Source organism: Pseudomonas sp. LS2P72, assembly GCF_054897865.1.
On sequence record NZ_CM142708.1, the window covers coordinates 1,893,785 to 1,911,052 of the forward strand.

Here is a 17,268-nt window from a genome sequence, read left to right on the forward strand (position 1 = left end):
TCTGATCACAAAAAACGCATGCAATCGTGATGGGGCGTAGTTGCGGCTAGTATTCGACGGGTTTCCAAGCCCGATCGCTGAATGGTCAGCGACGTCCGGAGAGTATCCCGTCGAAGAAAAGCGCAACAAGGCATCAAAGTGCCCAAAAAGAACGATTCGGAGTTTGCCTACAAGGTCTGCGGGCGTCATCCGATATTTCGACACCTTAAGTAAACGAAACTAAACGCTGCGAGATGTGTGAAACACGCTGGGTGATCAGTTCGCGTTTTGCCGCTTGCTGTATGTCTAATTCGACGCAATACTCTGCGTAGAACTGTGTGTTCAAACTTGCATGATTGTGTAGAGAGGTGAGTATGACGGCATTACTGGAGCGTGCTGACCAAGCGATTTCGGTGACTGCGATGGTCAGGGGGTTTAGTGCGAGGCTAAAGGAGATTTCCAGCCGAGCCACCGAACGACTGGTCATTTTCAAAGACAACCAACCCGCAGCGGTCATTATCAATGTCGATGCGTATCAGGAAATGCTCGACGAGCTTGAGGACCTTCGGGTTGAAGCAGCGGCTCGAGAGCGACTGATCGGTTTTGATCAGGCCAAGGCTGTCAGCCACGACGATATGCGGGCGCGGTACGCCAGGAAAGACTAAAGGAGCTGTGGATGGTTTGGGGCGTTATCTATCATCCGGAGGTTCAGAAGGATCTGGATCTGCTGGGAGCTGTAGCGGCGAACCGCATTCTTGATGTCATCGAAGAGCGGATTATCAATGGTGAGCCGGACAAGAGCGGCAAGCCCCTAAGAGCCAGTCTTGCCGGCTGTAGACGGATCCGGACAGGCGATACGCGAATTGTTTATCGAGTCGATGGCAAGGCGATTCAGGTATTGATCGTTGCCGTTGGTGCTCGACGTGACGAAGAGGTCTACGGCGCGGCAGAGTGTCGTCTCTAACCAAAAAGCCCCCGTTGCCGTGAAGGTAGCGGGGGCTTTTTTGTGTCCGATGGATTTCGAATCCACTGACCATCCCTGTGGGAGTGAGCCTGCTCGCGATAGCGGTCTGTCAGGCAACACCAATAGCGAATCTCAGTCCGCCATCGCGAGCAGGCTCGCTCCCACAGGGGAGCGGCGGTGTTACTTGCTTTCAGGCAGTTCTACTTCAGATTCGGTCTTTGTCCGGGCTGGTCGCGAGGTCAGGACCTATCGAACGGTCTTGACGGCCCGATATTTCCAATGAAAAAAGTGTCCACGTTTTATGGAATGTGGACACTTGGAGTTTCTAGCTTGATAAAGAGTCAAGACATTTTGCTTTTGTTCAAGATGGTCAGCCTACATGCCCAAGAAGAAAAACCTAATTCAGGACGAGACAGCACATGTAAAAAAGCCCCCGCAACCAAACGGCTGCGAGGGCTTTTTCGTAGGCTGGACTCAGATCACTCCTGAGCCGCCGTCTCCTTCGCTTGACGCTTCTCGATCACATCCACCAACCGTTTGGCCAGCGCCGGATAGTTCTCGTCGAAGTGGTGACCACCCGGCAGTTTCATCGCTTCGCCCACCGCAGTCTTGTCGGTGCAGCCACTCTCGTCGACTTCCTCTTCCCCGTAGATGCACACCACTTTCTCCGGCGGCAGCTTGGCCATTTCCGGGCCGGTGGCGGCTTCTTTGCCGGCGTTGCCGAGCCAGCCTTCGACTTCGATCTCGAAGCTGCCGGTGCGAGCGAAGGCCAGCAGGATGATCGCGTCGACCCGCTGCTGTTCCGATGGCTCCAGGCGGTTGTAGATGGCTGGCAGGACGTCGGCGCCGAACGAGTAACCGGTCAGGATGAAGCGTTTGGTGCCCCATTTCTGCCGGTAGTGCTGCATCAGCTCGGCGATGTCCAGGGCGCTTTGCTCCGCGCTCTTGTGTTGCCAGTAGTAGCGCAGGGTGTCGATGCCGACCACCGGGTAGCCGAGCTTCGCCATCTCGCCCGCGACGTCACGGTCCAGGTCGCGCCAGCCGCCGTCACCGGAGAGGAACAGGGTCACGGTGTCCTTGGCTTGGCCGGCGGGCACTTCGACTACCGGGATCTGCAGGCCGCCAGCGGCTTTATCGCCACCGACGAGGATCTTGCGCAGTTCGTTGTTCAGCACTTGCGGCAGGTTGATGTCGTAGTCGCTGATGCTGGTTTCGGCGTTGGGTTGGTCGCGCACGAAGCCGGCGCTGGTGTCGTCCGGGTTATCGTTCCAGGCCACCAGCCAGTGGCCGTGAGCGGCGCTTTTCGGTAGCAGGTGTGTGCAGCCGGGTTTTTCCAGGGCCAGGTCCACCGAGATGGCTTGAGCCTTGCTGTCCTTCTGCTCGGACAACCAGCGCCACGCCAGCACGGCGCCAGGACCGATGCCGCTGACCAGGGTCGCCGGGCCTTTGAGTTCTCTCAGGGCTGATTGCAGGGCGCGACTTTGCAGCAGGCAGTCTTTGGGCAGGATCACCTGAACAATCTGCGCCGAGCCGCTGCGGCTCAGGGTCATCAACTGTTTGTTGCTGAGTTTCTGGTCTTCATTGACCGCTACCAGCACCTGGGCGCGTGGCGTGTTGCCGGGGATGACGCGGGTCATCGCGGCGCCATCCGCCGGCGTCAGCTGTTCGAGGGTCGGTTCGGGTGCCGGGCGTTTCAGGTACCAGTAACCGCCACCGAGAATCAGGGTCAGCACTACCAGTGTGGCCAGTACGTACCGCAAGGAGCGTTGAATCATCAGCGTTTCACCAATCCAGTCAAGCCGCCTGCAATCAGGGCGGCAGTGTCGGCCAGCGCAACCAGCGGATCGAGTCCGGCGGGCACGGCCATATAACGGGGTTCCCAGTCAGGCTGGAATTTGTCTTTGAAGCGGCGCAAGCCTTGGAAGTTGTAGAGCTGCTCACCACGGCGGAAAACCATCGAGCCCAGACGCTGGGTCAGTGGTGCGCCACGACGGGGTTGCAACCCCGACAACGGCACCATGCCCAGGCTGAAGCGCGCGTATCCATGATTTTTATAATGTTGAATCAGGCCGACCATCATGAACTCCATGGTCAGCTTGGGGGCATCCGGGTGCGCGCGCATCAGGTCGAGGCTGGCCAGGTCGTGACCATAAGTCTCGAGCAAGTTGGCGAACGCCACCGGACGTCCTTCGAAACGAATCACCGCGACGCGGAAATGTTTGAGGTAGTCATCGCTGAAGCGGCCGAGGGAGAAGCCTTTCTCGCGCACGTTCTTGCCGGTCAGCCAGGCATCGGAAATCACCTTGAGCTCATCCATTGGCGCTTGCCCCGGCTCATGGATCTCCAGCGACAGGCCATCGCGAGTGCCGCGGTTCCAGGTGTAGCGCAGGTCTTTCATCTCTTTGCCTTTGGCCTCGAGATCAAAGCGAACCAGATTGACCCGGGCTTCTTCGCCGAGCTTGATCGCGGTCAGGCCGATGTCCATGTAGTACGGCAGGTTCTCGGCGCGCACTTGATAGAACACAGGGCGGGCGTGGTGAATGTCGCAGAGGTCGCGGAATTGCCAGATCATTTCCGCCCGTTGCCGGGTCGGGCCGATCGGGTCATACAAGGCCACCAGGCTGCGACCACGGCGGGCATACATCAGGAACGCCTCGTCATTGGGGTGAAACAGCAGCGCCTTGTCACCGGTCAGGGCGAGGCCGCCATCCGGTTGGGCGGAGGCCATCAGGATCTTTACCGCGCGGTCCAGCTCATCGGGCGTTGGCAGATGGATCACCGGGCGCGCGGTGCGCAGCAGCCAGGTCAAGGACACCACCACCAGCAGCACGGCGGCGCCAAGCAGCGAGCGCAAGCCACGCGGGGCATCGGCGTCGAGGGTGAACTGCCACCAGAGCTGATGGCTGTACGGGACGTCCTGATAGGCGAACAGCAGCAGCCAGATCGATGCACCGAGTACGCACAGGCTGGCCACCAGATACAGCGGCGAGAACGGCACCTCGGTCAGACGGCTCGGGCGATAGAACGAGCTGCGGAAAACCCCCAGCAAGCTCGCGGTCAGCGTCAGCAGGCAGGCTTCTTCCCAGTCAAAGCCCTTGAGCAGAGAGAGCAGTGCAGCGACCAGCAACAAGATGGTGGTCAGCATCCACGCGGCTGACAGTCGGCGACGCAGCCCTTGAGCCAGCAGCAAGCAAAGCACACCGATCAGGCTGGCTCCGAAGTGCGAAGCGTCGACCAGTCGATGCGGGATCAGAAAGCCGATGTGTTCCAGGCGTGTGTCGATTTCCGGGGTGGCACCGGAGAACAACAGCACCACGCCGGACAGAAAGACCAGCACCGCCAGAATCGGCGCGGCCAGGCCGGACGCTACTCTTAAGGACTGACGCGATTGGAACAGACGCTGACCTTCGTTGATCAGCAGGAATACGCAGGCCACCAGCAACGGCAGCACCACGTAGATCAGGCGATAGAGCAGCAGCGCAGCAGCGAGTGGTGCGGCGCCGAGTGTGTTGGAAAAGGCAGCCAGCAGAATTGCTTCAAACACCCCGACCCCGCCGGGAACATGGCTGAGCACACCGGCGGCCAGGGCCAGCAGGTACACCAGCAGGAATGCGCCGAAGGGCGGTGCTTCCGGCAGCAGCAGATAAAGCACGGTTGCGGCTGCGGCGACGTCCAGGGCCGTGATGATCAGTTGCAGAAACGTCAGGCGACGGCCCGGCAGACGCAAGGTGCGGCGTCCGACCTTGACCAGCAAATTATCCGGGTAAGGCTGATCTGGCAGGCGACGGCGGTAGATGCCGATGGCCAGTACCGTGAACAACAGCAAAACGGCCGCGGCGATGACACCCAGCAAGGTCTCGGACAAACCCAGGGCGGCAGAGGCGCCAGGCAGGTTGCTGAGGGTGGCGAGGGCGGCTAGCGGGGGCAGGGCGCAGCCGAGCGAGAGGCTGGCGAACAGCGTCATGTGCGCGACTTCAGTAGCGCCCAGACCATGACGTGCATATAAACGGTAGCGAACCGAGCCCCCCGACAGCATCGAAAGGCCAATGGCATTGCCGATGGCGAATGCGGTGAACCCGCCCAAGGCCAGGATTCGCGGCGCCAGTGTCACGCTTGCGTAGCGGCTGGCCGACCATTCGTAGCCCAGCAGGATAATGAAGCCGACCACGGTCGCGCCCAGCGCGCCCAATAATGCCGGTTTCGGAACGTCGAGAATCGAGTCGTGCAGAGCGTACAGATCGAGTTCGCTCAGCAGGTGGCGACAGGCAATCAGCGCGATAGCGAACAACAGCAAAGTGACTGCCAGGCCGATGGGCTGGCGGTATTTGCTGATTCGATCAAGCAAGCGCAGACGCTCGGCCTTGATCGGTTGTGTCGCTGTGACGGTGTCTTGTGGATCAGACGAATTGGCGCGCATCAATCACCTCTTGGATTGTGCGCGACAGGATGGAGGTATCCAGCCAAGTTACCAATCCCTGTAGAAAAAAATAGTTACAAATATGAACGCCTCTGACCGGGTATCGACGATGCGAACGGCTCGCTACACGGTGACAGATCATTGTTACGAAGGACTTTTTCAGCGGATACAAAAAAGGCCACTCTTTCGAGTAGCCTTTTTTGATGTTTGGTTGCGGGAGCCGGATTTGAACCGACGACCTTCGGGTTATGAGCCCGACGAGCTACCAGACTGCTCCATCCCGCGTCTGTGTGGCGGCATTCTACAGGCGAACGCCGGAGTGTCAATCGTTAATCCTGAATAGGGTCAAATAAGCGTAAATGAGTGGCGAACGGTCGCGGGGGAGACTTAAGTTTCGGAATCAGAACGATTTCTCATTTCCGCGTCGTCAGGCATTTTTACAAAGAGACGCGCACAAAAAAGGCCACTCTTTCGAGTAGCCTTTTTTGATATTTGGTTGCGGGAGCCGGATTTGAACCGACGACCTTCGGGTTATGAGCCCGACGAGCTACCAGACTGCTCCATCCCGCGTCTGTGTGGCGGCATTCTACAGGTGAACGCCGGAGTGTCTACCGTTAATCCTGAATAGGGTCAAATAAGCGCAAATGAGCGGCGAACGGTAGCGGGGGAGACTTAAGTTTCTGAATTGAAACGATTTCTTAATCCTGCATGTCACCCGCTCTAGTACTTACAAAAGAGACGCGCACAAAAAAGGCCACTCTTTCGAGTAGCCTTTTTTGATGTTTGGTTGCGGGAGCCGGATTTGAACCGACGACCTTCGGGTTATGAGCCCGACGAGCTACCAGACTGCTCCATCCCGCGTCTGTGTGTCGGCATTCTACAGAGGATCGGCAGGCTGTCAACCTTCAATCCTGAGAAAACCTCTTCCCGTTCAATCGCTTAGCTTGAAAGCAGGGCTGGGTGAGTGGCTGTAAGGACGGTGTGGTAAGGCTTTCGGCTCTATTGTGTGAGGCTTTTCGATTGAAAAAATAAATTCATCCGGCACTTTTCCTACAGGTGGAAAAGAAGATTCGGAGTACTGGTGCTATATACAGGTGTCAGTGAGATACTGCCGATCTGACTCGCCAATACGCCATTTCTTCACCATGAACACTGCATTTATATGACGCAGCGAAAAATCATCCACGTCGATTGTGACTGCTTCTACGCCGCCATCGAGATGCGTGACGACCCGCGTCTGGCCGGTAAACCCTTGGCAGTGGGTGGTTCGGCGGATCGTCGTGGCGTGATCGCCACCTGCAATTATGAAGCGCGGGCTTATGGCGTGCGCTCGGCCATGTCTTCCGGACATGCCTTGAAGCTGTGCCCGGACCTGACCATCGTCAAGCCACGCATGGAGGCCTATAGAGAAGCCTCCAAGGAAATTCATACGATCTTTCGCGATTACACCGACTTGATCGAGCCGCTTTCGCTGGATGAGGCATACCTCGACGTGTCTGACAGCGCGCATTTCGGCGGCAGCGCAACACGGATCGCCCAGGACATTCGCCGTCGCGTCTCTAATCAGCTGCACATCACTGTTTCGGCTGGCGTTGCACCGAACAAGTTTCTGGCCAAGATCGCCAGCGACTGGAAGAAGCCCAATGGCTTGTTCGTCATTACACCGGATCAGGTCGAGGATTTTGTCAGCGGTTTGCCGGTGAGCAAGTTGCACGGCGTTGGCAAAGTGACCGCGGACAAATTAGGCAGGCTTGGCATCGTCGATTGTTCGCATCTGCGCGAATGGGACAAGTTGGCGCTTGTGCGCGAATTCGGCAGCTTCGGCGAGCGACTCTGGAGCCTGGCCCGTGGGATCGATGACCGGTTGGTGCACAACGATAGTCGTCGGCAGTCGATCAGTGTCGAAAACACCTACGACGTCGATCTGCCGGACCTGGTGAGCTGCCTCGATAAATTACCCGAGTTACTGGAGACCCTGGCCGGCCGCATGGCGCGAATCGACAGCAGCTATCGACCGGGCAAGCCATTCGTCAAAGTGAAATTCCATGACTTCACCCAGACCACTCTGGAGCAGGCCGGGGCAGGGCGGGATTTGGGGAGCTATCAGTTGTTGCTGACCCAGGCGTTCAATCGCGGCGGGAAACCGGTGCGGTTGCTGGGGATTGGAGTGCGGCTGGAGGATTTGCGGGGCGGGTTTGAGCAGATGGAGTTGTTTGAGCGGTAGTGGCAGGGTTTTGATTTGGCGGTGAATGTCAGCCCGTCATCGCGAGCAGGCTCACTCCCACATTGGGTTTGCAGTGAACACAAAAATTGTGACCACCTCATATCCCCTGTGGGAGCGAGCCGGCTCCGGGCGGCGTTCCGACGATGCTTTCAGGCCTTAATTCGGTCCCGGATCCGCTACCAGTCGCCCGGCATCCTTGGTCAATGACTTGAGGAATTCGGTCTGCAACTCGGGATCGTTGCGCGTCAGTTCGATCAGGCTTTGTTCCAGCTCGGTGGCTTCTTCTTCCAGGCCCAGTTCCGACAAGCGTTTGACCCGGTGGACCCACTGGCTCACTTCGTCGTCTTCGAGGTCGTCGTAAATCAGCCCGTGAGCTTCGAGCAGCTTGCCGCGCAAGGAGCTACTGACCGCCAGGGACGAATCGGTGTGCACATCGTCCCGGGCGTCCTGAACACTGATCAGCAGCCGGCTCAAATGATTGATGTCATGTTCGGCGAATGGGCTGTCCAGCAGATTCACGCGCAATACACCGTTTTTGTCGGTGCTCAGCTGGAACGTTTCCTTGCCAGCCTTGACCTCAACCGGACGCTCGCTCCATGGCAGGCTCGAATATTCGGTGCGCTTGTCGAGCTGGACCTCGTCGATTCCCGCCAGGTTCTGCTGCGCACGACCATGAGACTGCACGTTCATGAACGGGTTGAGCCCGGCAAAACCATAGCTCAACCAATCTTTCGTCACGCTGTCCGGCAGGTTGCCGAGAGCGAACACATTGACCACGTTCGCACCGACACCGGCCACCACGGCCACCGCACCCAGCGGGATCTCGTAAGCCTCCCGCCAGGGTTGGTAAGGCGTGTAGCGGTCGTAGTGGCGTGTGACTTCGAATTCGGTGACTTCGAACGTCTTCTGCTCGTGGATCTTCACCCGACGTTGCGGCAGCTCAAGCACCTTGGGCTCGCCGACATCAATCTGCAGGCTGTGATCGAGCAATTTACGCTCGACACGTTCCTCGTGCTCGCTGCGTTGTGACATGTGATTGGCACAGCCGCTGACCAGCAGGGTGCCGCACAGGGCGGCACCACCGAGGCCTAAGGTGTTTCGCTTGAACATGACTTCTCTATCTGGTGTCAGCGGCGGATACGGGACTGAAGGAAGGACAGCACGTCGGCGACCGGCAGCGCTTGCGCTTCGGGCTCGGTGCGGCTCTTGTATTCCAGATTGCCATCGGCGAGGCCGCGGTCACTGACCACGATCCGGTGAGGAATACCGATCAGCTCCATGTCCGCGAACTTGATGCCCGGGCTGGTTTTCTTGTCGCGGTCGTCCAGCAGTACTTCGAAGCCGGCGGCAGTCAATTCTGCATACAGCTTGTCGGTGGCTTCGCGAACCTGTTCGGTTTCGTAGCGCAGCGGTACCAGAGCGATCTGGAACGGGGCCAGCGTGTCACTCCAGATGATCCCGTTGGCGTCGTTGTTCTGCTCGATGGCCGCAGCCACCACGCGGGAAACGCCGATGCCGTAGCAACCCATTTCCAGGGTGACTGGCTTGCCATTCTCGCCCAGCACTTCGCACTTCATCGCTTTGCTGTACTTGTTGCCCAGCTGGAAGATGTGCCCGACTTCGATGCCGCGCTTGATTTCCAGGGTGCCCTTGCCATCCGGGCTCGGGTCGCCGGCGACCACGTTACGCAGGTCGGCAACGGTCGGAACCGGCAGATCACGCTCCCAGTTCACGCCGAAATAGTGTTTGTCGTCGATGTTGGCACCGATGCCGAAGTCGCTCATCAGCTCGACGGAACGGTCGATGATGATTGGCAGCGGCAGGTTCAACGGGCCGAGAGAGCCGGCACCGGCGCCAATGGCGTCGCGCAGTTCGGCTTCGGATGCCATGACCAGCGGGCTGGCAACGCCAGGCTGGTTGCCGGCCTTGATTTCGTTCAGCTCGTGGTCGCCACGGATGATCAAGGCAATCAGCTTGCCTTTCTCTTCTGCGTGAACCACGAGGGTCTTGATGGTCTTTTCAATCGGCAGGTTGAAGCCTTCGACCAGTTGCGCGATGGTCTTGGCGTTCGGCGTGTCGACCAGACGCAGCGCTTCGGCAGGTGCGGCGCGGGAGGTCTCGCGTGGCACGGCTTCGGCTTTCTCGATGTTCGCCGCGTAGTCGGAACCGTTGCTGAAGGCGATATCGTCTTCGCCGGATTCGGCCAGCACGTGGAACTCGTGGGAGCCAGCACCACCGATCGAGCCGTTGTCGGCTTCAACCGGGCGGAATTTCAGGCCCAGACGGGTGAACACGTTGCAATACGCCTGGTGCATGCGGTCGTAGGTGACCTGCAGCGATGGCTGGTCAGCGTGGAAGGAGTAGGCGTCCTTCATGATGAATTCGCGACCGCGCATCAAACCGAAGCGTGGACGGATTTCGTCACGGAATTTGGTCTGGATCTGGTACAGGTTGATCGGCAGCTGTTTGTAGCTGCTCAACTCGTTGCGCATCAGGTCAGTGATGACTTCTTCGTGGGTCGGGCCGGCGCAGAAATCGCGACCGTGGCGATCCTTGAAACGCAACAATTCAGGGCCGTATTCTTCCCAGCGACCGGATTCCTGCCACAGCTCAGCCGGTTGGGTGCTCGGCATCAACACTTCGAGAGAGCCCGCGGCGTTCATTTCTTCACGAACGATGGCTTCGACCTTGCGCATCACTCGCAAGCCCATCGGCAGCCAGGTGTACAGGCCCGAGGCGAGTTTGCGGATCATGCCGGCGCGCAGCATCAGCTGATGGCTGATCACGACCGCGTCGGAAGGCGTTTCTTTCTGTGTGGCGAGCAAAAATTGACTGGTGCGCATGGTTGGCCGTTGTCGGTTGCTGATGACGAGAAATGACGGAGCATTGTACGGGCGAGATCTGCTGACGTACAGGCGTGCGGTCGGCGGTATGGCAGGAGGGCGGGATTCGTCGCGTCCTCTGCGAAATGTCTTACGATTCTTCCAAGACCTGGGCCGGGGGCGGGGCTGGTTCCGGTGTCGGTTTCGGGCCTTCGCGGCGGTTTTCCTGGAACCAGTGCAAGGCGATCAACAGCAGCGTCGGCACACCCAGCAGGGCAGTGATCAGGAAGAAGTTGTGATAACCGAATTTTTCCACCATGACCCCCGAATAGCCGCCGATCAGGCGTGGCAGCAGGAGCATGATCGAGCTGAGCAGGGCGTACTGGGTGGCGGAGAACTTGAGGTTGGTCAGGCTCGACAGGTAGGCAACGAATGCCGACGTCGCCAGGCCCGAGCTGAAGTTGTCCAGGGAGATGGTGCCAATCAGCATGTTCAGGTCGGCCCCCATGTCGGCAAGCATCAGGAACAGCAAGTTGGTGCCAGCCGATGTAACGCCGCCGATGAACAGAATCGGCAAAATGCCGAAGCGCACGATCAGCAGGCCGCCCATTCCGGCGCCGACCAGGGTCATGATCAGGCCAAAGATCTTGCTGACGCTGGCGATCTGATCCTTGGTGAAGCCCTGGTCGATGTAGAACACGTTGGCCATTACGCCCATGACTGTATCCGACATCCGATAAGTGGCGATCAGCCCGAGCAGCAATAGCGCTTGCCAGCGATAACGCAGAATGAAGTCGTTGACCGGCGTCAGCACCGGCGCCAGACCGCGGCGGCCCATGGCTGACAGGCACAGGGCGGTGAGCGTGGTATAGAGGATCGCCCGCAGGAACGCGCGGTCTTCGAGCAGCAGGTCGAGCAGGCTCGTGCCTTCGAACAGCACGCTGGCGAAGTCGGTGTTGTAGAGCTGGGTGAACAACGCCGGCACGGACACCAGCAACACGATCAGCACAAACACCGATGCCAGTTGATGCACGAAGCTGTAGCGCCCGGCCTGGAGTTGGGTGCGCAGTGGCACTGGCGGTTCGCGCATGAAAAGGGAGGTCAGCAGCGCCGGCACCATCAGGACGCCGAACAGCACATAAGTGCCGGCCCATGCCGAATGCTGGTAATTGAAGCCGGTCGAGCCGAAGCCTTCAGCGAAGAACAGGGCCCCGGCGGTCGCCAGCAGTGCAGCGATCCGATAACCGGCCATGTAACTGGCGGCGAGCGCCGCCTGGCGGGTGTCGTCGGCGATTTCCAGGCGATAGGCGTCGACTGCAATGTCTTGGGTCGCCGAAGCGAAGGCGACAACCACAGCAATAGCGATCAGCCAGGACAAATGCTTTTGCGGGTCGCAGAAACCCATCCCGATCAGGCCGAGGATGACCAGTGCCTGGGAAAGCACCAGCCAGGAACGTCGGCGACCGAGCTTGCCGAGAAATGGCAGGCGCCATTGGTCGAGCAGCGGTGACCAGACCCATTTAAAGGCGTAGGCCAGGCCTATCAGGCTTGCATAGCCAATGGTTTCGCGAGCTACGCCGGCTTCGCGCAGCCAGACCGAAAGTGTCGAAAACACCAGCATGTAGGGCAGGCCGGCGGCGAAACCAAGCAGCAACAGTACAAGCGTCGAGGGGCTGGCATAGGCGGCGAGCGCGGCGCGCCAGGTTTTACGGGGCATGGGCTGGAGTCTGCCTCAAGAAATACGGAAACAAAGCGCGCACTCTAACCGCTGTGCTCTACCGGGCGCCAGCCATGGCGCTGAATATCAACACGATTGTTCAGGATACTGATGCCCTCCATGCGCAAACGCGCGCGTTGTTCATCCCCCGAAGGGCTGCCTGCAGGCAGGCTGATACGCCCGCCGGCACCGAGCACGCGGTGCCAGGGTAATTTGCTGTCGCCCGGCAGTTGGCTCAGTGTCCGTCCGACGAAGCGGGCGGCGCGACCCAGTCCGGCCAGCTCGGCAAGTTGGCCGTAACTTACGACTTTGCCCTCTGGGACTTGCGCCAGTGTCAGGTACAGCGCCGCGCGTCGGATGTGCGCCGGACTATCGGTTTCAGTGTTTGAGTCGGTCACGTCGGCAGTTCCTGAAAAAGTTCGCCTTACCGTCTGTAGAGTAAATCCTGGATCGCCTGTTGAGAAATGAACTCAATACAAATAGTCGGGTCAGTCCTTGCTAGGGTCTTATTCGTATGGATAATGCCGACTTTTTTTCGCAAACCTGAGCCTGTATTTGCTTATGTTGTCCAGAGCCCTGCTGTGCCTCGCTGTCGTCAGTGCCTCCACGCCCTTGCTCGCCGATACCGTCTGGTTGAAGAACGGTGACAAGCTGAGCGGCAAGATCACCGTTTTCGATGGCGGCAAGCTGTTGATCCAGACCGAATACGCCGGTGCGGTCCCGATCGACTGGAAACAGGTCAAAACCCTGGAAAGCGACCAGCAGTTGCTGGTCAAGCAGGATGCCTACACCGGCGAGAAGGCCAAGGCGCTGCATGCGGCAGAAGACGGCAAGGTTACCCTGGCCAATGGCGACGGTCCCAAGACCGTCGAACTGGCCAGCATTCAGCAAATCCTCAAGCCCAAGCCTGTCGTCGAGGATTTGGTGTGGAAGGGTAATGTCGATGCGGCGCTGGATTATCAGCGGGCCGAGAAAGACACCGACGATTACGATATCGATTTCAAGACCACGGCGCGTCATGGCAGATGGCGACACACCGCAGAAGGCGAGTACAACCGCGAATTTCAGGATGACGTGGTCACTACCGACAATTGGCGGGGCGAATACTCGCTCGACCGCTTCCTGACCGAAAAATGGTTCTGGCAAGGGCGCGCGGTCTATAAGCGCGACAAGGTCGAAGAGCTGTCCCGCCAGCGCACCGTCGGTACCGGCCCCGGTTACCAGTTCTGGGACAACGAGCTGGGCGCATTCTCCCTGGGCTCGCTGGTCAACCGCACGGACTATGAGTTCGCAGACGGCGGCAAAGAAAACTTCTATTCCGTGGCGATGAAGTGGGACTACAACCGCTACCTGATCGGTAAGAAGGTGGAGTTCTTCACGAACGGCGAAGTGGGCAAGCCGTTGTCGGGCGTTGCGGAGTACGCGCTCGATGCCGAAATGGGTTTGCGCTACAAAGTGACCGAGTGGGCGTCGCTTAACCTGAAGGCCGAGAGAGACATCATCAGCGGCACCGACGATGCTGATTTGGATAAGACCCGGTACACCGCTGGGTTTGGCGTGGCTTGGTAAGACGCAAAAAATCGCAGCCATGGGCTGCGATTTTTTTTGCCTGCAAAACAGACAGGCACAAAAAAGCCCCGCTTTTGAGGGCGGGGCTTTTTACTAAAGCAAGTACAAGTTAGATAACTTGAACTTCTTCAGCTTGCATGCCTTTCTGACCGCGGGTAGCGATGAAAGAAACCTGTTGGCCTTCTTTCAGGCTTTTGAAGCCGTCGGATTGGATAGCTTTGAAGTGAACGAACAGGTCGTCACCGGATTGTGGAGTGATGAAGCCGAAGCCTTTTTCATCGTTGAACCACTTAACGGTACCAGTTTGGCGATTAGACATGGTGTAACTCCTTGAACAAAGATAACTGCGACGCAGGAAGAACCCTGGCCGAGACTGAGTGCAAAGAGCAGGAAAAATTCTTGTAGATGGTTGGATCGAAATTCAACATATCGTGTAGAGATTCTCAGTGACACAAGCAGCACAGTGGCGCCACCTTAACCCTTTTTCCGGAACGTGCCAATGCTTGCGACGAAGGTTTCTCTGTTTTCATGACTGACGGTCCGCCGGTTTTCCCGCGAGGCCCGTAAATTACGGGGGGATCGGCAAGATTTGTGCCCCGGACTTTGAACCCGAAGCGCGCGACCGGTAAGATGCCGGACAGATTTTTTCCACCTCGCTATTCAGGACACCCGCCATGAGCATCAAATCGGACAAGTGGATTCGCCGCATGGCGCAAGAGCACGGCATGATCGAGCCCTTCGTAGAGCGCCAGGTGCGCGGCAGCGACGATAGCCGTGTGATCTCCTACGGCGTGTCAAGCTACGGCTACGATGTGCGCTGCACAAATCATTTCAAGGTGTTCACCAACATCAATTCGGCTATCGTCGACCCGAAAAACTTCGATGCCGGCAGCTTCGTCGACATCCACAGCGACGTGTGCATCATTCCGCCGAACTCTTTCGCCCTGGCCAGCACCGTCGAATATTTCCGCATTCCGCGTAACGTATTGACCATTTGCCTGGGTAAAAGCACCTATGCGCGTTGCGGTATCATCGTCAACGTCACGCCGCTTGAGCCTGAGTGGGAGGGTCATGTGACCCTGGAGTTCTCCAACACCACTAATCTGCCAGCGAAAATCTACGCGAACGAAGGCGTGGCACAGATGCTGTTCCTTGAATCCGACGAAGAGTGCGAAGTGTCCTACAAGGACCGTGGCGGCAAGTATCAGGGCCAGCGCGGCGTTACCCTGCCGCGCACCTGATCCGTTCGTCTGGCAAGTCGTGGGAATTCTTGAGCGGGTAGACACTCTATTGGGTGTACTGCCCGGTTCGCGCAACGCGGACGGGCCATCGCTCAGGAGTGCCTTATGAAGATCGATCCGAGAATAAGTGCCGAACTGGCAAGGCTTGAGCCCAATCAGGTTGGCGTTTTGGCCTGGTCCTTGTTGGCACATCCACCTATCAGCATGGCAGGGGGCATCCCCGGTCAGCCTGATCCCGATACCCCCAACGAACAACCCACCGAGCCCGGTGAGCCGACGCTGCCGGATGAGCCGCCTCCCGCGCCTGTAGCCTGATACCCAAACGCGTGTAGGAGCAAAGCTTGCTCGCGATGAACGATAACTCGGTCGTTAATGGACCGCGTCGCCTTCATCGCGAGCAAGCTTTGCTCCTACGGGTGGTGGGGTTACTTGAGGTTACCGCTCAGGAACTGCTTCAACCGCTCACTCTTCGGATTCCCCAACACATCCTCCGGCGCACCTTCTTCCTCTACCAGCCCCTGGTGCAGGAACAACACCTGGCTCGATACTTTGCGCGCGAAGCTCATTTCGTGGGTCACCATGATCATGGTGCGGCCTTCTTCAGCCAGGCCCTGAATCACGCGCAGTACTTCGCCCACCAGTTCCGGGTCGAGCGCTGAGGTCGGTTCGTCGAACAGCATGACTTCCGGTTCCATCGCCAGCGCGCGGGCAATCGCCACCCGTTGCTGCTGACCGCCAGACAGAAATGCCGGGTACTGATCGGCAACCCGCGCCGCCAGGCCCACCTTGTCGAGATAGCGCCGGGCACGGTCTTCGGCTTCCTGCTTGCTGCACCCCAGCACCCGGCGCGGGGCCATGGTGATGTTTTCCAGCACCGTCATGTGGCTCCACAGGTTGAAGTGCTGGAACACCATGGCCAGGCGAGTGCGGATTTTTTGCAGTTCATCGGGGTCGGCCACGTGCATGCCGTGGCGATCCTTGATCATGCGGATGTTCTGGCCGTCCAGGCTCATGGCGCCGTCGTTGGGCTGTTCGAGAAAGTTGATACAACGCAGGAAGGTACTTTTGCCCGAGCCGCTGGCGCCGATCAGACTGATAACGTCGCCGGTGTTGGCCTTGAGCGAAACGCCTTTGAGTACTTGATGTTCGCCATAGCTTTTATGCAGGCCTTCAATGGTCAGTTTGTACATGGGGCATGCATCCTCAAGGCGAAAGTAGGTAGCCGCTGCGATAGGCTTCGGTGCCCGCAATGTGGGCGATCACCATGCCGGCAGTGGCCATGCGCCGTAGCGAACGGGCGTACATCAACCCGGCGACGGTGCAATGAACGGGGGTGACGCGGTCAAGGATCGGGTCGATGATTTCAGCGATCAGTTGCCCGGCTTCGAGGTATTCCCCAGGTAGCGCGGTGAACACCAGCAGCCCGCCGACCGGTGTTGCCACCGGTTCAACGCCGGCCAGCGGCGTGGCCGGGTAGGGCAGCTCGGGCAGCGACGCGGGTTCGCCGGCAATGGCGCCGAAGTGCATCAGATAATTGATCAGCGCCTGGCAATCGAGGCTGGCCAATGGATGATTGACGTCGCCCTGACCGCGCAATTCGATGGTGACCGAGAAACTGCCCAGCGGAATATCGAAGTGTTCGCCGAAGCGCTCCTTCAACTGCCACCAGAGCAGGGTGAAGCATTCATCGAACGACTGACCGCCGGAGTCGGTGGCCAGCAGGCTGGCTTCGGCACCGATGTACCGCGCAAGTGGCTCGACCTGCGGCCAGGCCTCGGGCGTGGTGTAAAGGTGGGCAACCGCTTCGAAATCGCAGTGCAGGTCCAGCACCATGTCGGCATCGCAGGCCAGCCGTTGCAGCACCAGGCGCTGGGATTGCAGTTGCGTGCTGGCCGTCTGTTGGGCGAGGGCATTGCGCAGGCTGCTGCGAATCAGTTCGAGGTTGCGCTGCGGATCGTCGCCGAGCCGGCCTTCGATCTCGTTGCCAACGGCTTCGCTCAGATCGACGAACCAGCGATTGAAGTTCTGCCCGCTTTCGAGGTCGTAACGGCCCAGCGGCACATCCATCAACACTTGTTCGAGGCCTACCGGGTTGGCCACAGGCACCAGCACGATTTCGCTGCGCAGACGGCCGGCGGCTTCGAGTTGCGCCAGACGTTGCTTGAGGTGCCAGGCAACCAGCATGCCGGGCATTTCATCGGCATGCAGGGATGACTGGATGTAAATCTTGCCTTTGGCCGATGAGGGGCCGAAGTGAAAGCTGTGAATCTGTCGAGCGGTCCCCGGCAGCGGGGCCAGCAGGTCATGAATCTGGTGGCGCATGTCTCTTTATTCC

Annotated in this window: 15 protein-coding genes and 3 tRNA genes; 6 read left to right on the plus strand and 12 right to left on the minus strand. The window is 58.8% G+C overall.

The genetic code is table 11. The features are described 5' to 3' along the window. Positions 1–353 precede the first annotated feature (353 nt). Both ACYZUA_RS08780 and ACYZUA_RS08785 read left to right on the plus strand, forming a co-directional pair. The gene (locus ACYZUA_RS08780) at positions 354–644 is read left to right on the plus strand and encodes a Phd-YefM (RefSeq protein WP_007904631.1); all 291 of its coding nucleotides are present in this window, start codon (positions 354–356) and stop codon (positions 642–644) included. Positions 645–655: 11 nt separating this feature from the next. Next, complete coding sequence (locus ACYZUA_RS08785) at positions 656–943, plus strand: type II toxin-antitoxin system RelE family toxin (protein WP_461962767.1); 288 nt, start codon at positions 656–658, stop codon at positions 941–943. A 479-nt stretch (positions 944–1,422) separates the two neighbouring features. Here the strand turns inward: ACYZUA_RS08785 and ACYZUA_RS08790 are convergent, their stop codons facing one another. The 5 genes from ACYZUA_RS08790 to ACYZUA_RS08810 all read right to left on the minus strand — a co-directional run bounded on the left by ACYZUA_RS08790 (position 1,423) and on the right by ACYZUA_RS08810 (position 6,221). After that, positions 1,423–2,718, minus strand: coding sequence for a virulence factor family protein (locus ACYZUA_RS08790; RefSeq protein WP_461962768.1), 1,296 nt, complete (start codon positions 2,716–2,718; stop codon positions 1,423–1,425). Further along, positions 2,718–5,360, minus strand: coding sequence for a bifunctional lysylphosphatidylglycerol flippase/synthetase MprF (mprF, locus tag ACYZUA_RS08795; protein WP_461962769.1), 2,643 nt, complete (start codon positions 5,358–5,360; stop codon positions 2,718–2,720). Before mprF ends, ACYZUA_RS08790 begins: the two co-directional genes overlap by 1 nt. Before the next feature lie 208 nt (positions 5,361–5,568). Then, positions 5,569–5,645: transfer RNA gene (locus ACYZUA_RS08800), tRNA-Met, on the minus strand. A gap of 208 nt (positions 5,646–5,853) precedes the next feature. Further along, positions 5,854–5,930 (minus strand) — tRNA-Met (locus ACYZUA_RS08805). Positions 5,931–6,144: 214 nt separating this feature from the next. Continuing rightward, positions 6,145–6,221: transfer RNA gene (locus ACYZUA_RS08810), tRNA-Met, on the minus strand. A 301-nt stretch (positions 6,222–6,522) separates the two neighbouring features. Here ACYZUA_RS08810 and dinB point away from each other — a divergent pair. Continuing rightward, positions 6,523–7,584 (plus strand): DNA polymerase IV, encoded by a 1,062-nt coding sequence (gene dinB / locus ACYZUA_RS08815; protein ID WP_056739239.1) that lies wholly within the window; start codon positions 6,523–6,525, stop codon positions 7,582–7,584. Positions 7,585–7,740: 156 nt separating this feature from the next. On the opposite strand, the gene ACYZUA_RS08820 is transcribed toward dinB, so the two are convergent. From ACYZUA_RS08820 to ACYZUA_RS08835, 4 genes are all read right to left on the minus strand, one after another. Beyond that, positions 7,741–8,694, minus strand: a complete 954-nt coding sequence (locus ACYZUA_RS08820) for a hypothetical protein (RefSeq protein ID WP_461962770.1) — start codon at positions 8,692–8,694, stop codon at positions 7,741–7,743. A gap of 17 nt (positions 8,695–8,711) precedes the next feature. Next, the gene (locus ACYZUA_RS08825) at positions 8,712–10,427 is read right to left on the minus strand and encodes a proline--tRNA ligase (protein ID WP_461962771.1); all 1,716 of its coding nucleotides are present in this window, start codon (positions 10,425–10,427) and stop codon (positions 8,712–8,714) included. A gap of 130 nt (positions 10,428–10,557) precedes the next feature. Further along, positions 10,558–12,123 (minus strand): AmpG family muropeptide MFS transporter, encoded by a 1,566-nt coding sequence (locus ACYZUA_RS08830; protein ID WP_461962772.1) that lies wholly within the window; start codon positions 12,121–12,123, stop codon positions 10,558–10,560. A 44-nt stretch (positions 12,124–12,167) separates the two neighbouring features. Beyond that, entirely contained in the window at positions 12,168–12,521 is a 354-nt protein-coding gene (locus ACYZUA_RS08835) for an MGMT family protein (protein ID WP_461962773.1), read from the minus strand. Between the two features lie 163 nt (positions 12,522–12,684). Between ACYZUA_RS08835 and ACYZUA_RS08840 the strand changes: the two genes are divergently transcribed. Next, the gene (locus ACYZUA_RS08840) at positions 12,685–13,692 is read left to right on the plus strand and encodes a DUF481 domain-containing protein (protein WP_461962774.1); all 1,008 of its coding nucleotides are present in this window, start codon (positions 12,685–12,687) and stop codon (positions 13,690–13,692) included. Between the two features lie 109 nt (positions 13,693–13,801). Here ACYZUA_RS08840 and ACYZUA_RS08845 read toward each other — a convergent pair whose 3' ends face one another. Beyond that, complete coding sequence (locus ACYZUA_RS08845; protein ID WP_002554837.1) at positions 13,802–14,011, minus strand: cold-shock protein; 210 nt, start codon at positions 14,009–14,011, stop codon at positions 13,802–13,804. 355 nt (positions 14,012–14,366) lie between these two features. Between ACYZUA_RS08845 and dcd the strand changes: the two genes are divergently transcribed. Both dcd and ACYZUA_RS08855 read left to right on the plus strand, forming a co-directional pair. Then, positions 14,367–14,933 (plus strand): dCTP deaminase, encoded by a 567-nt coding sequence (dcd, locus tag ACYZUA_RS08850; RefSeq protein ID WP_007904652.1) that lies wholly within the window; start codon positions 14,367–14,369, stop codon positions 14,931–14,933. Positions 14,934–15,038: 105 nt separating this feature from the next. Then, positions 15,039–15,248, plus strand: a complete 210-nt coding sequence (locus tag ACYZUA_RS08855) for a hypothetical protein (RefSeq protein WP_017336784.1) — start codon at positions 15,039–15,041, stop codon at positions 15,246–15,248. A 110-nt stretch (positions 15,249–15,358) separates the two neighbouring features. On the opposite strand, the gene ACYZUA_RS08860 is transcribed toward ACYZUA_RS08855, so the two are convergent. Together ACYZUA_RS08860 and ACYZUA_RS08865 are read right to left on the minus strand one after the other, a co-directional pair. Then, entirely contained in the window at positions 15,359–16,123 is a 765-nt protein-coding gene (locus tag ACYZUA_RS08860) for an ABC transporter ATP-binding protein (RefSeq protein WP_461962775.1), read from the minus strand. Between the two features lie 13 nt (positions 16,124–16,136). Then, complete coding sequence (locus ACYZUA_RS08865; protein ID WP_461962776.1) at positions 16,137–17,255, minus strand: succinylglutamate desuccinylase/aspartoacylase family protein; 1,119 nt, start codon at positions 17,253–17,255, stop codon at positions 16,137–16,139. Between the last annotated feature and the right edge of the window lie 13 nt (positions 17,256–17,268).